Origin of the sequence: Burkholderia sp. AU28863 (genome assembly GCF_002223195.1) — a bacterium.
Lineage (GTDB): Bacteria > Pseudomonadota > Gammaproteobacteria > Burkholderiales > Burkholderiaceae > Burkholderia > Burkholderia sola.
The window spans coordinates 32,601-46,598 of the sequence record NZ_NKFE01000002.1 but is presented as its reverse complement, the minus strand read 5'-3'; the positions used below and the strand labels follow the sequence as shown (position 1 = coordinate 46,598).

The 13,998-nt window shown below is 63.6% G+C and carries 15 protein-coding genes; 2 read left to right on the top strand and 13 right to left on the bottom strand.

From position 1 onward, the window contains the following. Nucleotides 1-129: 129 nt before the first annotated feature. From ccsB to CFB81_RS01530, 3 genes are all read right to left on the bottom strand, one after another. A complete protein-coding gene (gene ccsB, locus CFB81_RS01545) occupies nucleotides 130-1,308 on the bottom strand; it encodes a c-type cytochrome biogenesis protein CcsB (protein WP_089434439.1) in 1,179 nt (392 codons plus the stop codon). A gap of 4 nt (nucleotides 1,309-1,312) precedes the next feature. Further along, entirely contained in the window at nucleotides 1,313-3,526 is a 2,214-nt protein-coding gene (locus CFB81_RS01540) for a cytochrome c biogenesis protein ResB (RefSeq protein ID WP_089434438.1), read from the bottom strand. 219 nt (nucleotides 3,527-3,745) lie between these two features. Continuing rightward, nucleotides 3,746-4,399, bottom strand: coding sequence for a cytochrome c (locus tag CFB81_RS01530; RefSeq protein WP_012492295.1), 654 nt, complete (start codon nucleotides 4,397-4,399; stop codon nucleotides 3,746-3,748). A 214-nt stretch (nucleotides 4,400-4,613) separates the two neighbouring features. On the opposite strand from CFB81_RS01530, the gene yihA reads away from it, so the two are divergent. Both yihA and hemB read left to right on the top strand, forming a co-directional pair. Continuing rightward, the gene (gene yihA / locus CFB81_RS01525) at nucleotides 4,614-5,273 is read left to right on the top strand and encodes a ribosome biogenesis GTP-binding protein YihA/YsxC (RefSeq protein WP_069619402.1); all 660 of its coding nucleotides are present in this window, start codon (nucleotides 4,614-4,616) and stop codon (nucleotides 5,271-5,273) included. A 253-nt stretch (nucleotides 5,274-5,526) separates the two neighbouring features. Further along, nucleotides 5,527-6,525 carry a porphobilinogen synthase gene (gene hemB / locus CFB81_RS01520; protein ID WP_089434437.1) on the top strand — a complete coding sequence of 333 codons (999 nt, stop codon included), beginning with the start codon at nucleotides 5,527-5,529 and terminating at the stop codon, nucleotides 6,523-6,525. A gap of 124 nt (nucleotides 6,526-6,649) precedes the next feature. On the opposite strand, the gene dsbD is transcribed toward hemB, so the two are convergent. From dsbD to secY, 10 genes are all read right to left on the bottom strand, one after another. Further along, complete coding sequence (dsbD, locus tag CFB81_RS01515) at nucleotides 6,650-8,497, bottom strand: protein-disulfide reductase DsbD (RefSeq protein ID WP_089434436.1); 1,848 nt, start codon at nucleotides 8,495-8,497, stop codon at nucleotides 6,650-6,652. Then, on the bottom strand, nucleotides 8,490-8,816 hold the full coding sequence (gene cutA, locus CFB81_RS01510) for a divalent-cation tolerance protein CutA (RefSeq protein WP_089434435.1): 327 nt from the start codon (nucleotides 8,814-8,816) through the stop codon (nucleotides 8,490-8,492). Before cutA ends, dsbD begins: the two co-directional genes overlap by 8 nt. Nucleotides 8,817-9,005: 189 nt before the next feature. Continuing rightward, nucleotides 9,006-9,401 carry a 50S ribosomal protein L17 gene (rplQ, locus tag CFB81_RS01505; protein WP_006477175.1) on the bottom strand — a complete coding sequence of 132 codons (396 nt, stop codon included), beginning with the start codon at nucleotides 9,399-9,401 and terminating at the stop codon, nucleotides 9,006-9,008. 149 nt (nucleotides 9,402-9,550) lie between these two features. Next, complete coding sequence (locus CFB81_RS01500) at nucleotides 9,551-10,528, bottom strand: DNA-directed RNA polymerase subunit alpha (RefSeq protein WP_006477176.1); 978 nt, start codon at nucleotides 10,526-10,528, stop codon at nucleotides 9,551-9,553. Between the two features lie 124 nt (nucleotides 10,529-10,652). After that, nucleotides 10,653-11,276, bottom strand: a complete 624-nt coding sequence (gene rpsD / locus CFB81_RS01495) for a 30S ribosomal protein S4 (RefSeq protein WP_006477177.1) — start codon at nucleotides 11,274-11,276, stop codon at nucleotides 10,653-10,655. 154 nt (nucleotides 11,277-11,430) lie between these two features. Next, a complete protein-coding gene (gene rpsK / locus CFB81_RS01490; RefSeq protein WP_004197937.1) occupies nucleotides 11,431-11,832 on the bottom strand; it encodes a 30S ribosomal protein S11 in 402 nt (133 codons plus the stop codon). Between the two features lie 28 nt (nucleotides 11,833-11,860). Then, on the bottom strand, nucleotides 11,861-12,226 hold the full coding sequence (gene rpsM / locus CFB81_RS01485; RefSeq protein WP_006477178.1) for a 30S ribosomal protein S13: 366 nt from the start codon (nucleotides 12,224-12,226) through the stop codon (nucleotides 11,861-11,863). Between the two features lie 38 nt (nucleotides 12,227-12,264). Next, nucleotides 12,265-12,381: a 50S ribosomal protein L36 gene (rpmJ, locus tag CFB81_RS01480; RefSeq protein ID WP_004199844.1), complete on the bottom strand. Its 117-nt coding sequence runs from the start codon at nucleotides 12,379-12,381 to the stop codon at nucleotides 12,265-12,267. A gap of 20 nt (nucleotides 12,382-12,401) precedes the next feature. Further along, complete coding sequence (gene infA, locus CFB81_RS01475) at nucleotides 12,402-12,620, bottom strand: translation initiation factor IF-1 (RefSeq protein ID WP_004521905.1); 219 nt, start codon at nucleotides 12,618-12,620, stop codon at nucleotides 12,402-12,404. A gap of 7 nt (nucleotides 12,621-12,627) precedes the next feature. After that, the gene (secY, locus tag CFB81_RS01470; RefSeq protein ID WP_050013167.1) at nucleotides 12,628-13,977 is read right to left on the bottom strand and encodes a preprotein translocase subunit SecY; all 1,350 of its coding nucleotides are present in this window, start codon (nucleotides 13,975-13,977) and stop codon (nucleotides 12,628-12,630) included. Nucleotides 13,978-13,998: the final 21 nt, after the last annotated feature.

Below are 13,998 nucleotides of genomic sequence, written 5' to 3'. Positions count from 1 at the left end.
TGCTTCATCAACGTTCGACCGGGCCCGTCACGCGTCGTTCGACGCCCGGTTCGCCCGCCGCGTTACAAAAGAAAACCGCCGGGCACGCAGTGCACCGGCGGTTCGATAGTCGGACGAGCGGCGGAAATCTTACAGTTTGCCGTAGCTGTGCAGCCCGGACAGGAACATGTTGACGCCGAGGAACGCGAACGTCGTGACCAGCAGGCCGGTGAGCGCCCACCACGCGGCCACCGCGCCGCGCAGGCCCTTCATCAACCGCATGTGCAGCCACGCCGCATAGTTCAGCCATACGATCAGCGCCCAGGTTTCCTTCGGGTCCCAGCTCCAGTAGCCGCCCCACGCTTCGGCCGCCCACAGCGCGCCGAGGATCGTCGCGATCGTGAAGAACGCGAAACCGACCGCGATCGACTTGTACATCACGTCGTCGAGCACTTCGAGCGTCGGCAGGCGATCCGCGAGGATCCCGCGCTCCTTCATCAGGTATGCGACCGACACCATCGCCGACAGCGCGAAACTGCCGTAGCCGATGAAGTTCGCCGGCACGTGGATCTTCATCCACCAGCTTTGCAGTGCCGGCACGAGCGGCTGGATCTGCTGCGCATCGCGCGCGACCGAGTACCACATCAGGAAGCCCACCGCCGCGCTGATGACCAGCAGCACGAATGCGCCGAGCGAACGCGTGCCGTAGTGGCCTTCGTAATACAGATAAAGCAGCGCGGTGATCAGGCTGAACAGGACGAACACTTCATAGAGGTTCGACACAGGGATATGCCCGACGTCCGCACCGATCAGGTAGGACTCGTACCAGCGCACCATCAGCCCCGTGAAGCCCATCAGCACGGCGACCCACGTGAGCTTCTGGCCGATCGCGGCGCCCGTTTCGGCGCGCGCGAGCAGGCCGATCCAGTAGAAGATCGTCGCGAGCACGAACAGCGCGCTCATCCACAGAATCGCCGACTGGCTCGACAGGAAGTATTTGAGGAAGAACGCCGAATCGGCGCGCGCGAGATCGCCCTGGTAGATCTGGATCGACAGCAGCGACAGCACGGCGATCGACGCCATCATCAGCCGCGCGGGCTTCCAGCGCCAGCCGAGCGTGACGAGCGCCGGCACGGTGCCGATCAGCACCGCCTTGTCGTAGTAATCCATGTGCGCGTTGTAGTGCACGAGCGCATAGCCCGCGCCCGCCACCAACGCCAGGGCGAACAGCCAGTCGAACAGCGACAGGCGCGCGAGGAACGGACGGTCGTCGAACAGCGGCGACGATGCCGGCGCCGTACGGGAAGAGGAAACTTGCGTGAGATCCATGATGTTACCGGGTGGAATTCTCGGAATCGGAACCGCCGCCGGCAGGCGGGCGGGCCGTCGAAGCCGCACCGGCCGGTGCGGCGTCGCGAGGCGCGGCGTGCAAGGCGGCGCCGGCCGCATCGCGCGTCTGCACGAATTCTTTCTCGAAATCGAAGGTCTTGCGGGCCGTGGACATTGCCATCACCACCTCGACGCCAGAACCGGCGTCCTTCAGCCAGAACCAGAGCCGCCGCTCGCGCACATAGAACATCGAGAAGATGCCGGCGACCAGCAGCAGGCTGCCAAGATACACCAGATTCTTGCCGGGCGCGCGCGTCAGCTGAAATACCGAAGCTTGCACCTGCTTGAAGGAGTCAAGCTGCAAATAGACCGGCGATCCATACAAGAAGCTGTCGGATAGCGCATTGATCGCGTTCTGCACGAAGCGGATCGTGTCGGTGCCCTGCTGCGCGGCCGGCTCGCCGGCACGCTCGCGCGCGATCTGCCACACCTCCCACATCGAGCCCTCGAGCATCCGCAACAGCAGGCTCGCGGCCTTTTCCTGCTCGCCCTTCGGCACCGAGCGGTCGATGAACGTCGCCACCGCCTGGAAGCCGCCAATCGGCTGGCCGTCCGCGCCGCGTCCGACGCTGTCGTCGCTCGCTGCGAAAAGGGTCAGCACCTTCGACGCACTGTCCTGCAGGCGGCCGCGCAGCGACGCGTCGCCCGGCAGCGAACGCTGCGCGAAGCGCGCGGCGGCCTCGGTGCGCACGGCCGGATCCTCGAGCGCGGCGCGCAGGCGCATCCATTCGCCGATCGAATCCTGGCTGTCGGCCGGGATCCGCATGTAGCGGAACGGGTCGTTCGGGCTCGCGCGCACGCCGGCGAGGAACACGCGCTCGCCGTTCATGTCGACGGGCAGCATGTAGTTGTTGAATTCGCGCGCCTGACCGTCCTTGCCGCGGATCTTGTATTGCACCGACGGCCCGATGTTGTGGAGCTGCGTCGGCTTCGACGTCTTCGCGCCCGAGCCGAGCCGCTCGTCAAACACTTCCTTCAGCGAGCTGGTCGTCGCGACGCCGCGCACGTCCGGCTTGCCTTTCGCGTCGGCCATGTTCTCGACGTTGATCGCGCGGAAATCGGAGAATTCGATCGTGTCGCCGTCCGCGCCCGGGACCTGCAGCGGCGCCGAGCTGCCGATCGTACCCTTCACCGGGACCGTCGCCGCGTGGCTGCCCGTCATCGGATAGGCCGTCATCTGCATCTGCGAGCCGCCGTCCTGGAAGCTCGACTGGTAGATCGACACGCCCTTGTAGGTGAACGGCTTGTTGACCTCCACGCGCGCCGGGATCTTCTGGCCGGTCTCGCGATCGATCACGACGATGTCGCTCGCGAACAGCTTCGGCATGCCCGTCGTGTAGTAATCGACGATGAACTTGTCGAGCTGGATCGAGAACGGCAGATCCTGGATCAGCGAGCCGCTCGGCTGGTTCAGGATCGCGGTCGACACGAACTGGCCTTCCGGCACCCACGCATAGCCGCGGAACGTCGGGTTCGACGCGGACAGGCGATGGTCGGGCGAGATCTCGCTGATCGTCGCGCTCGTGTTGACCGGGCTCTTGCCGAACATCAGCATCTGGAATTTGATCGGCAGGTTGCTGTCGAGCAGGCCGCCGATACAGATCACGACGATCGCGAGGTGTGCGGAGATGTAGCCCCACTTGGTCATCGCGCCGCGCTTCGCGGAGATCAGCGTCGCGCCGTCGGTTTCACGCACGACGTGCTTGTACCCGGCCTTCGTGACGAACGTGGCGAGCGTCGCCGCGACGCTCGCGCGCGTGCCGGACGCCGTGTATTCGGCCTTGTGGTGGAATGCGCGCAGGCTGCCTTCGCGAACCTTGTCCTTCCAGCTCTTCGCATCGGCGAGCATCTTCGGCGCATTGCGGATCACGCACAGCGAGATCGACACGACGAGGAAGATCAGGATCAGCATGAACCACCATGCGCTGTACACGTTGTACAGGCCGAGCGAGCGGAAGATGTCCGCCCAGAACGGCCCGAACTGGTTCACGTAGTTCGGATACGGATCGTCCTGGGTCAGGACCGTGCCGATGATGCTCGCGATCGACAGCACCACCAGCAGCGCGATCGCGAAGCGCATCGAGCTGAGCAGCTCGACCGCACGTTTCGACGCACCCTGACCCGACTTCGACTGCAACCCCGACGTGGTAACGCTCATTCAAACTCCGACTAAGGGGAAACAGCCCCCACGCTCACTATGTTCGCCCGGGGAGCGCAGCTCCCCATCGCCTGCAAGCCGCGCCATCGCGGCTCGGCCCGGCGAGTGCCGACAAAAAAGAAGGGCGAGGCAACCGCGACGGCGCGGCGCCCCACCCTTTTCTTGTTCTGACTCCGGCCGCCCTTCGGGCGCCCGGTCATTCCATTCGCGGCTGACCGCTCAACGCAGGCCCGCGATGTAATCCGCGACGGCCTTGATTTCGGTATCCGACAGCCGCGACGCGATCTGATGCATCGCCTCGTTGTTGTTGCGCGCGCCGGCACCCTGCTGGAACGCGGTCAACTGCGCGACCGTGTAATCGGCCCATTGCCCCGACAGACGCGGGTACTGGACCGGGATTCCCTGCCCCGTCGGCCCGTGGCAGCTCGCGCAGGCGGGAACGCCCTTTTCCGCGATGCCGCCGCGATAGATCTTCTGGCCGACCGGTACCGTCGCCGCATTGCGTGCGGTACCGAGCTTCGTCGTCTGCGACCCGTAGTACGCGGCGACGTTGCGCATGTCGTCCGCGCTCAACGCGCTCGCGAATCCGACCATCACCGCGTTGTTACGCACCGGCCCCTTCGCGCCCGGCTGCGTCTTGAAGTCGTTCAACTGCTTGACCAGATATTCGGGATGCTGGCCGGCGAGCTTCGGGAAACTGCCCGACGCGCTGTTGCCGTCGGCGCCGTGACACGACGCGCAGACCTGCCCGGCAATCGCCTTGCCGCGGTCGAGATCCGGCTTGGCCGCATCTGCCGCGTTTGCCTCCGCTACGAAACCTACGAACCCTGCTGCAACCTGAAGCACCATCAGAGACTTGCACAGTCGATTCATTCGCACACCCTGTTTCGTCTTGTGGGAATTTGAGGTTCTGCAAAAAACGACGGCGTTCAGTCTACCGCAGAAGCCACATAAAAGCGCGAGGCAGGCGCCCGGTGGCCTTCGGCAAAACCGCCGTATTGTACAATATCGTGCTGAAAGCTCCCGCGCCTATCGGGGCTACCCCGCCTCCACCAAGCGGCTCGCGCCGCCCGTCCTTCCGGTTCCCATGGCCTTTCTGCTCCATCAAGCCCGCTTCTACACGACCGTCAACCATCTGCGCGACCTGCCGCCGACGGTCCAGCCGGAAATCGCGTTCGCGGGCCGCTCGAATGCCGGCAAGTCGACGGCGATCAACGTGCTGTGCAACCAGAAGCGGCTGGCCTTCGCGTCGAAGACGCCCGGCCGCACGCAGCATATCAACTACTTCTCCGTCGGCCCGGCCGCCGAGCCCGTCGCGAACCTCGTCGACCTGCCCGGCTACGGCTATGCGGAAGTGCCCGGCGCCGCGAAGGCGCACTGGGAAATGCTGCTGTCGTCCTATCTCGCGACGCGCTCGCAGCTCTGCGGCCTGATCCTGATGATGGATTCGCGCCGTCCGCTGACCGAGCTCGATCGGCGCATGATCGAGTGGTTCGCGCCGACCGGCAAGCCGATACACACGCTGCTGACCAAGTGCGACAAATTGACGCGCCAGGAAAGCATCAACGCGCTGCGCAACACGCAGAAGGGGCTCGACGCGTATCGCGACCAGGGCGTGAAGGGCAAGCTCACGGTCCAGCTGTTCTCGGCGCTGAAGCGCACGGGGCTCGACGAGGCCCATGAACTGATCGAGAGCTGGCTGCGGCCGTCCGTCGCCGACGAAAAAAGCGAGCCTGTAGCACAATGAGCGGGCAACGCGCGGCTGGGATCGGCCGTGCGCACCTGACGGCGTCTGCGGATTCGGCCGGCTCATAAAAAAACCCGCCGTTGAACGGCGGGTCAAACAGCCTAATCGAAAAACGACAGGCACCCGCTCAGGGAGGAGAAGCGGGGAGCTGCACGCAACGCGTGCCGCTCGATCGCTATCATATACCAACGATCTCGAAAATGACCTAAGGGTTCCGTAAGGTCCTTCTTGCCCTGATTTCTGCCAAATCGCCATGAGCTTCCATCCGCTTCATCGTCCGCGCCGGATGCGCCGCGACGACTTCTCCCGCCGCCTGATGCGCGAAAACCGCCTGACCACCGACGACCTGATTTACCCGGTGTTCGTCGTCGAAGGCGCCAACCAACGCCAGCCCATCCCGTCGATGCCGGGCGTCGAGCGCGTGTCCGTCGATCTGCTGATGCACGTCGCCGAGCAATGCGTCGAACTGGGCGTGCCCGTGCTGTCGCTGTTCCCGGCCATCGAGCCGTCGCTGAAGACGCCCGACGGCCGCGAGGCGGCCAATCCGGAAGGCCTGATCCCGCGCGCGGTGCGAGAGCTGAAGAAGCACTTCCCCGAACTGGGCGTGCTGACCGACGTCGCGCTCGATCCGTACACGAGCCACGGTCAGGACGGCGTGCTCGACGAGAGCGGCTACGTGATCAACGACGAAACGATTGAGATCCTGGTCGACCAGGCGCGTGCGCAGGCGGAAGCCGGCGTCGACATCGTCGCGCCGTCGGACATGATGGACGGCCGCATCGGCGCGATCCGCGAGATGCTGGAAAGCGACGGCCATATCCATACGCGGATCATGGCCTATTCGGCGAAGTTCGCATCGGCGTTCTACGGCCCATTCCGCGATGCGGTCGGTTCGGCCTCCAACCTGGGCAAGGGCAACAAGATGACCTACCAGATGGATCCGGCGAACAGCGACGAAGCGCTGCGCGAAGTGCGCCTCGACATCGACGAAGGGGCAGACATGGTGATGGTCAAGCCCGGCATGCCGTATCTCGACATCGTGCGCCGCGTGAAGGACGAGTTCCGCTTCCCGACCTACGTGTACCAGGTGAGCGGCGAATACGCGATGCTGAAGGCGGCCGCGATGAACGGCTGGCTCGACCACGACAAGGTCGTGCTCGAATCGCTGCTCGCGTTCAAGCGCGCGGGTGCCGACGGCGTGCTCACGTACTTCGCGCTCGATGCCGCGCGCCTGCTGAAAGCGCGGCGCTGATCGCGCGCCGGCAGGCGCCAGCAAAAACGGCGGGACACCTCGGTGTTCCGCCGTTTTTTGTTTACCGTCGATCTCGACCGTCAGCCGGCCCGGATCTTCGCCGGTTCGCCGCAGCCGGCCGCCGTCATACCGTCGGAACGGCCGCCCGATCAAGGCTGCGCAGGAACGTGTCGGCCGCCTGATAGCCGACTACGCGGCCGATCTCGTGGCCGTTGCGATCGAAGAAGATGATGCCCGGCGGCCCGAACAGGTTGAAGCGCTTGAGCAGCGCCTGATCGTCCGGGTTGTTCGCGGTGACGTCCGCGCGCACGAGGTGAAGCTGCGCGAGCCGCGCCTGCACGCGCGCGTCGGTGAACGTCAGATGCTCCATCTCCTTGCAGCTCACGCACCAGTCGGCGTAGAAGTCCAGCATCACCGGCTGGCCCGACGTCTTCAGCAGTGCGTCGAGTTCGCCGCTGGAACGCACCGACGCGAACGCGGGGCCGTCCTGCGCCGCAGCCGTGCCGGCCGTCGCCGCGCCGCCGGACGCCACCGTACGCGCCGCCAGCACGGCCAGCGGCTTGACGGGATCGGTCGAGCCCGCAGCCAGGCCGACGAGCAGCGTCGCGGCCCAGATCGCGAGCGCGGCGCCCACGCCGCGGCCCAGGCGGCGCCAGATCGACGCGGCGCCGGCATTCGGCGTGAACAACCCGAGCGCCGCGGCGGCGATCAGCAGCCACAACGCCGCGAGCACCATCTTCAGCCCGCCCGCCAGCACCGGCCACACGATCCACAGCGCGGCCGCGAGCAGCACGATGCCGAAGAACACCTTCACGCCGTCCATCCACGCGCCGGCACGCGGCAGCACCGTCCCGGCCCCGACGCCGACGACCAGCAGCGGCACACCGAGCCCCAGCCCCATCGCGAACAGCGCCGCGCCGCCGAGCAACGCATTGCCGGTGTGCGCGATGAAAGCGAGCACCGCGAACAGCGGCGCCGTCATGCACGCGCCGACGACCAGCGCCGACAACGCGCCCATCGCCGCGACCGCGACGAAGTGGCCGCCCTGGCGCGCGCTCGATGCCTCGGCCGCGCCGTTCTGCCAGCGCTCCGGCAATGCGATGTCCTTGCCCGAAATCAGCGACACCGCGAACGCGGTCAGCAGCACGCCGAACGCGCCGAGCACCCACGGGTTCTGCAGCCATGCGCCGAGGCTCTGGCCAACCAGCGCGGCGGCGATGCCGAGTACCGTGTAGACCAGCGCCATGCCGACCACGTAGGTCAGCGACAACGCGAAGCCGCGTGCATGCGTCGCGCGCGTGCCCTGGCCGATGATGATCGCGGACACGATCGGAATCATCGGGTACGAACACGGCAGCAGGCTCAGCACGACACCGGCGACGAAATAGAGCGCGACGATCGTGAAGAAGCCGTGGCCTTCGAGCAGGGACTGCGCGAAATCGGCGCTCGTGACCTTGTCGAGCCAGTTGCCCGCGGCAGCCGTGCCGCCGGGCGGCGAGGCGGCGCCGAGCGCGGCGCCATCGACCTTCATCACGTGCTCGGCCGGCGGATAACAGATCCCTTCGTCCGCACATCCTTGCGACGTCACCGCGAGCTCGAACGGCCCGGCCGCCTGCTTCACCGGCACGTGAACGACGACTTCGTCGCGGTAGGTCTCGACGTCCTTCTGGAACGTCTGGTCGAACTTCACGTGGCCGGCCGGGAATTGCGGCTCGCCGAGCGTGGCCTGGCCGCTTTTCACCGCGAACGCGAACCGCTCGCGGTACATGTAGTAGCCGTTGGCGATCTTGAAGCGGACGTCCACCTGCCCCGGCGATTCGCTCGCGCTGAACTTGAACGCAACCGACGGATCGAGGAAATCGTCGGCCGCGCGCGCGGCGGACAGCCCGCCCAGCACGAGCACGAACGACAACAGGACCGCAAGAAACCGCAGCGCGCGCACGCGTACCGAAGGCGCCATACCGTTAAACATGAAATAGACGTTGAGTTTCGTTGATCACCCATTGGCCATACGCGGGCGATGCCGTCGTCTGCCACGAGACGATTTCGGGTGTCTCGTACGGATGATGCGCGAGAATAAATCGCTCCAGGTCGATTGCCCGAACCGGGCTCGTCTTGAACAGCAACTGGATCTCGTCGGCCGTTTCGACCTTGCCCTGCCAGTGATAGCGCGACTTGATCGTGCCGATCTCCGACACGCACGCGGCCAGCCGCGCGTCGAGCGCGCCGTCGGCGAGCGTCGCAGCCGTCGCCGCATCGGGGACCGTCGTCAGCATCAGCACCACTATCATCCCGCCTCCTCGCTGGTCTGCCGGCGCCGGTTACCCGTTCAGGGACCGCACCGGTTGCCCGTATCGTAGCGCAGCCCGCGCGACGCTGTCGGCACCGGCCTGCGACAATCGATCGCAGCCGGCATCTCAAAAACAAAAAGGGCCAAGCAATCGCTCGGCCCCTTTCAGATCCTGCTGCGTACCGGAAGCTTACTCGGCTTCTTGCACGTTTTCCGTTTCGTCGACTTCCGGACGGTCGAGCAGTTCGACCAGTGCCATCGGTGCGTTGTCGCCGACGCGGAAGCCGAACTTCAGCACGCGCAGGTAGCCGCCCGGACGGTTCGCGAAACGCGGACCGAGCACGTCGAACAGCTTCGCGACCGAGTCACGATCGCGCAGGCGGTTGAACGCCAGGCGACGGTTTGCCAGCGACGGCTTCTTGCCGAGCGTGATCAGCGGCTCGACGACCTTACGGAGTTCCTTCGCCTTCGGCAGCGTCGTCTTGATGACTTCGTGCTCGATCAGCGAGTTGGACATGTTACGGAGCATAGCCAGACGGTGGCTGCTCGTGCGGTTCAGTTTCCGCAGACCATGACGATGGCGCATTTCAGTTTCCTTGATTCAAAGTTTTGGTCCAGCTCTTCTATCGCGCCTCGGCGGGCGCACGGGCCGGTAACGAAAAAAAGCAAGATGCGGATTTTAAAGGAAAATCCGCATCTTTGCCAACTACAGCTATAGCCAGGCTACGACCGGGCTTACTTGTCGAGACCAGCCGGCGGCCAGTTCTCGAGCTTCATGCCCAGCGTGAGACCGCGCGAAGCGAGCACTTCCTTGATCTCGTTCAGCGACTTGCGGCCGAGGTTCGGCGTCTTCAGCAGCTCGTTTTCCGTGCGCTGGATCAGATCGCCGATGTAGTAGATGTTCTCGGCCTTCAGGCAGTTCGCCGAACGAACCGTCAGCTCGAGATCGTCCACCGGACGCAGCAGGATCGGATCGATCTGCGGTGCACGCGACGGTGCCTCGGCTGCCGTTTCCGTACCTTCCAGCGCCGCGAACACGGACAGCTGGTCGACCAGGATGCGGGCCGACTGGCGGATCGCTTCTTCCGGCGTGATCACGCCGCTCGTCTCGATGTTCATCACGAGCTTGTCAAGGTCGGTACGCTGCTCGACCCGTGCGCTTTCAACCGCATAGCTCACGCGGCGAACCGGCGAGAACGATGCGTCGAGGACGATGCGGCCGATGATCTTGGCCGTGTCTTCGCCGTAGCGACGGACGTTGCCGGGCACATAGCCGCGACCCTTTTCGATCTTGATCTGAACGTCGAGCTTGCCGCCCTTCGACAGGTGCGCGATCACGTGATTCGGGTTGATGACTTCGCAATCGTGAGCCAGCTCGATATCGCCGGCCGTCACGACGCCTTCACCTTCCTTGCGCAGCGTAACCGTCACTTCGTCACGGTTATGCAGCTTGAACACCACGCCCTTCAGGTTCAGCAGCAGGTTGACGACGTCTTCCTGCACGCCATCCAGCGTCGAGTACTCGTGCACCACGCCCGCGATCGTGACTTCGGTCGGCGCGTAGCCCACCATCGACGACAGCAGCACGCGGCGAAGCGCATTGCCCAAGGTGTGGCCGTAACCGCGTTCGAACGGTTCCATGACCACCCTCGCGTGGTTCTCGCCCAGCGATTCCACGGCGATGATCTTGGGTTTCAGCAAACTGGTTTGCATGGGCTTTCCTTTTCAATACCCTCGGCTCGTTACACCGATAAGGCTGACCGGTAACAACCAGAAAATAAACAGCCGAGGCCCCTCCTTGCGCAACGCAATCGGGGTACCTCGGCCGTCAATCGGATTAACGCGAATACAATTCGACGATCAGGCTTTCGTTGATGTCGCCTGCGATTTCAGCGCGTTCCGGCATTTGCTTGAACGTGCCTTCGAACTTCTTCGCATCGACTGCAACCCAGCTCGGCATACCGCCTTGCTCGGCCAGCGACAGCGCTTCGACGATACGCGCCTGCTTCTTCGCCTTTTCGCGGATCGCGACGACGTCACCCGCCTTCACTTGCTGCGACGGGACGTTTGCGACGACGCCGTTCACGGTGATCGACTTGTGGCTCACCAGCTGACGCGCTTCAGCGCGGGTCGAGCCGAAGCCCATGCGATACACGACGTTGTCGAGGCGCGACTCGAGCAGTTGCAGCAGGTTTTCACCCGTGTTGCCCTTGCGGCGATCGGCTTCAGCGAAGTAGCGACGGAACTGACGTTCCAGCACGCCGTAGATACGCTTGACCTTCTGCTTTTCGCGCAGCTGCGTACCGTAGTCGGACGTACGTGCGCCCGAGGTACGGCCGTGCTGACCCGGCTTGCTGTCGAGCTTGCACTTGTCGGCGAGCGAGCGGCGCGCGCTCTTCAGGAACAGGTCGGTGCCTTCACGGCGGGACAGCTTGGCTTTGGGGCCGATATAACGTGCCACTTTGCATTCCTTTATCAATCAGTCACGCGGATCGAAATCCGCGCTAGTCCGCTCCCTTTGGGGCGAACGGTGGGCTTAGTCAATCAAAAAAGCAACGCCCGTCGACGCTGAGCGGCGACAGGCAATGCGCTAGCACGAACGTGCCAGCACATCCTTAGATACGACGACGCTTCGGCGGGCGGCAGCCGTTGTGCGGAATCGGGGTGACGTCCGAAATCGCGGTGATCTTGATGCCGAGGCCGTGCAGTGCGCGCACTGCCGACTCGCGACCCGGGCCCGGGCCCTTGATCCGCACTTCCAGATTCTTCACGCCGTATTCCATCGCGACGCGGCCAGCCGACTCGGCTGCGACCTGAGCAGCGAACGGCGTCGATTTGCGCGAGCCCTTGAAGCCCTGACCGCCCGACGTCGCCCATGCCAGAGCGTTGCCTTGGCGATCGGTGATCGTGATGATCGTGTTGTTGAACGACGCGTGAACGTGAACCACGCCTTCAGCGACGTTCTTCTTAACCTTCTTGCGAACGCGTTGCGCCGCGGTGTTCGAAGCCTTAGCCATTACGTTTTCCTGTAACTGTCAGTTCCGCTTACTTCTTCAGCGCTTGCGCTGCACGACGCGGACCCTTGCGGGTACGTGCGTTCGTACGCGTACGCTGACCGCGCATCGGCAGGCCCTTGCGATGACGGACGCCACGGTAGCAACCGAGGTCCATCAGGCGCTTGATGTTCATCGTCACTTCACGGCGCAGATCGCCTTCGACGACAAACTTGCCCACTTCTTCACGCAGCTTTTCCAGGTCTGCGTCGGTCAGATCCTTGACCTTCTTCGAAAAATCGACGCCAGCTGCCACGCAGATGCTGCGCGAACGGGTGCGGCCGACACCAAAGATAGCCGTCAGGCCGATCTCGGTGTGCTGGTGATTCGGGATGTTAACCCCTGCGATACGAGCCATTGTTTTTCCTCAAACAAAAAGCGCAAACAAACGCGCGGTCAGCCTTGGCGCTGCTTGTGGCGCGGATCCGAGCTGCAGATCACGCGAACGACGCCTTTGCGCTTGATGATCTTGCAATTGCGGCAAATGCGCTTAACCGATGCCATCACTTTCATGATAATACCCTTTTTTCAAATCACTTCGCCCGGAACACGATCCGCGCACGAGACAGATCGTAAGGCGTCAACTCAACCGTCACCTTGTCGCCGGGCAGAATGCGGATGTAGTGCATCCGCATCTTTCCGGAAATATGCCCCAACACGACATGGCCGTTTTCCAGCTTCACACGGAAGGTCGCATTCGGGAGGTTTTCAATCACCTCACCCTGCATCTGGATTACATCGTCTTTGGCCATAGTCCTTTCAACGCATCGGGATGTTGCCGCCCTTGAAGTTTGCCTTCTTGAGCAGTGACTCATACTGTTGCGACATAACGTACGACTGCACCTGCGCCATAAAGTCCATCGTGACGACGACAATGATCAGCAGCGACGTTCCACCAAAATAAAACGGCACGTTCCAGCGCAGCACCAGGAATTCCGGCAGCAGACACACGAAGACGATGTAGATCGCACCGGCCAGCGTCAGACGCGTGAGGATGCGGTCGATATATCGTGCGGTCTGATCGCCCGGACGGATGCCCGGAACAAACGCCCCGCTCTTCTTCAGGTTGTCTGCGGTCTCCCTGCTGTTGAACACCAGTGCGGTGTAGAAGAAGCAGAAAAACACGATTGCCAGCGTGTACAGCAGCACATAGACCGGCTGGCCCGGCTTCAGCGCTTCCGCAACGTTATGCAACGTATTGGAAATCCAGCTTCCCGTCGGCTGACCGGTACTGAACCAGCCGAGAATCGTTGCCGGGAACAGAATGATCGACGATGCAAAGATCGGCGGAATCACGCCCGACATGTTCAGCTTCAGCGGCAGATGCGACGACTGCCCACCGTAGATCTTGTTGCCGACCTGGCGCTTCGCGTAGTTCACGAGGATCTTGCGCTGACCGCGTTCGATGAACACGACCAGGTAAGTCACCGCGGCGATCAGAACGACGATGATGATCGCCGAAATGATGCTCATCGAACCCGTACGCACCAGCTCGAACAACCCACCCACGGCATTCGGGAACCCTGCTGCGATCCCGCCGAAGATGATGATCGAGATACCGTTGCCCAGACCACGCTCGGTAATCTGCTCGCCGAGCCACATCAGGAACATCGTGCCGGTCACCAGCGTCACGACCGTCGTCAGACGGAACAGCGTGCCGGGATCGGTGACGAGGCCCGGCTGGTTTTCCAGCGCGGCCGCGATACCGAATGCCTGGAAGGTCGCGAGCACCACGGTGAAATACCGCGTGTACTGCGTGATCTTCCGTTGCCCTGCCTGCCCTTCCTTCTTCAGCGCCTCGAGCTGCGGCGAAACAATCGCCAGCAACTGCATGATGATCGACGCCGAGATGTACGGCATGATCCCCAGCGCAAAGATCGTGAAGCGGGAAAGTGCGCCACCCGAGAACATGTTGAACATGCCCAGGATGCCGCCCGCCTGGCTCTGGAACAGCTTGGCCAGTTGATCCGGATCGATGCCCGGCACGGGAATGTGCGCGCCGATGCGATAGACGATCAGCGCCAGGAGCAGGAACATCGCTCGCCGGCGCAGATCGCCGAATTTCGCCGTGCTTCGACCGGGTTTTGCAAGACTCGGGCTGTTAGCCAAGTACCTTCTCCGATGAATGCA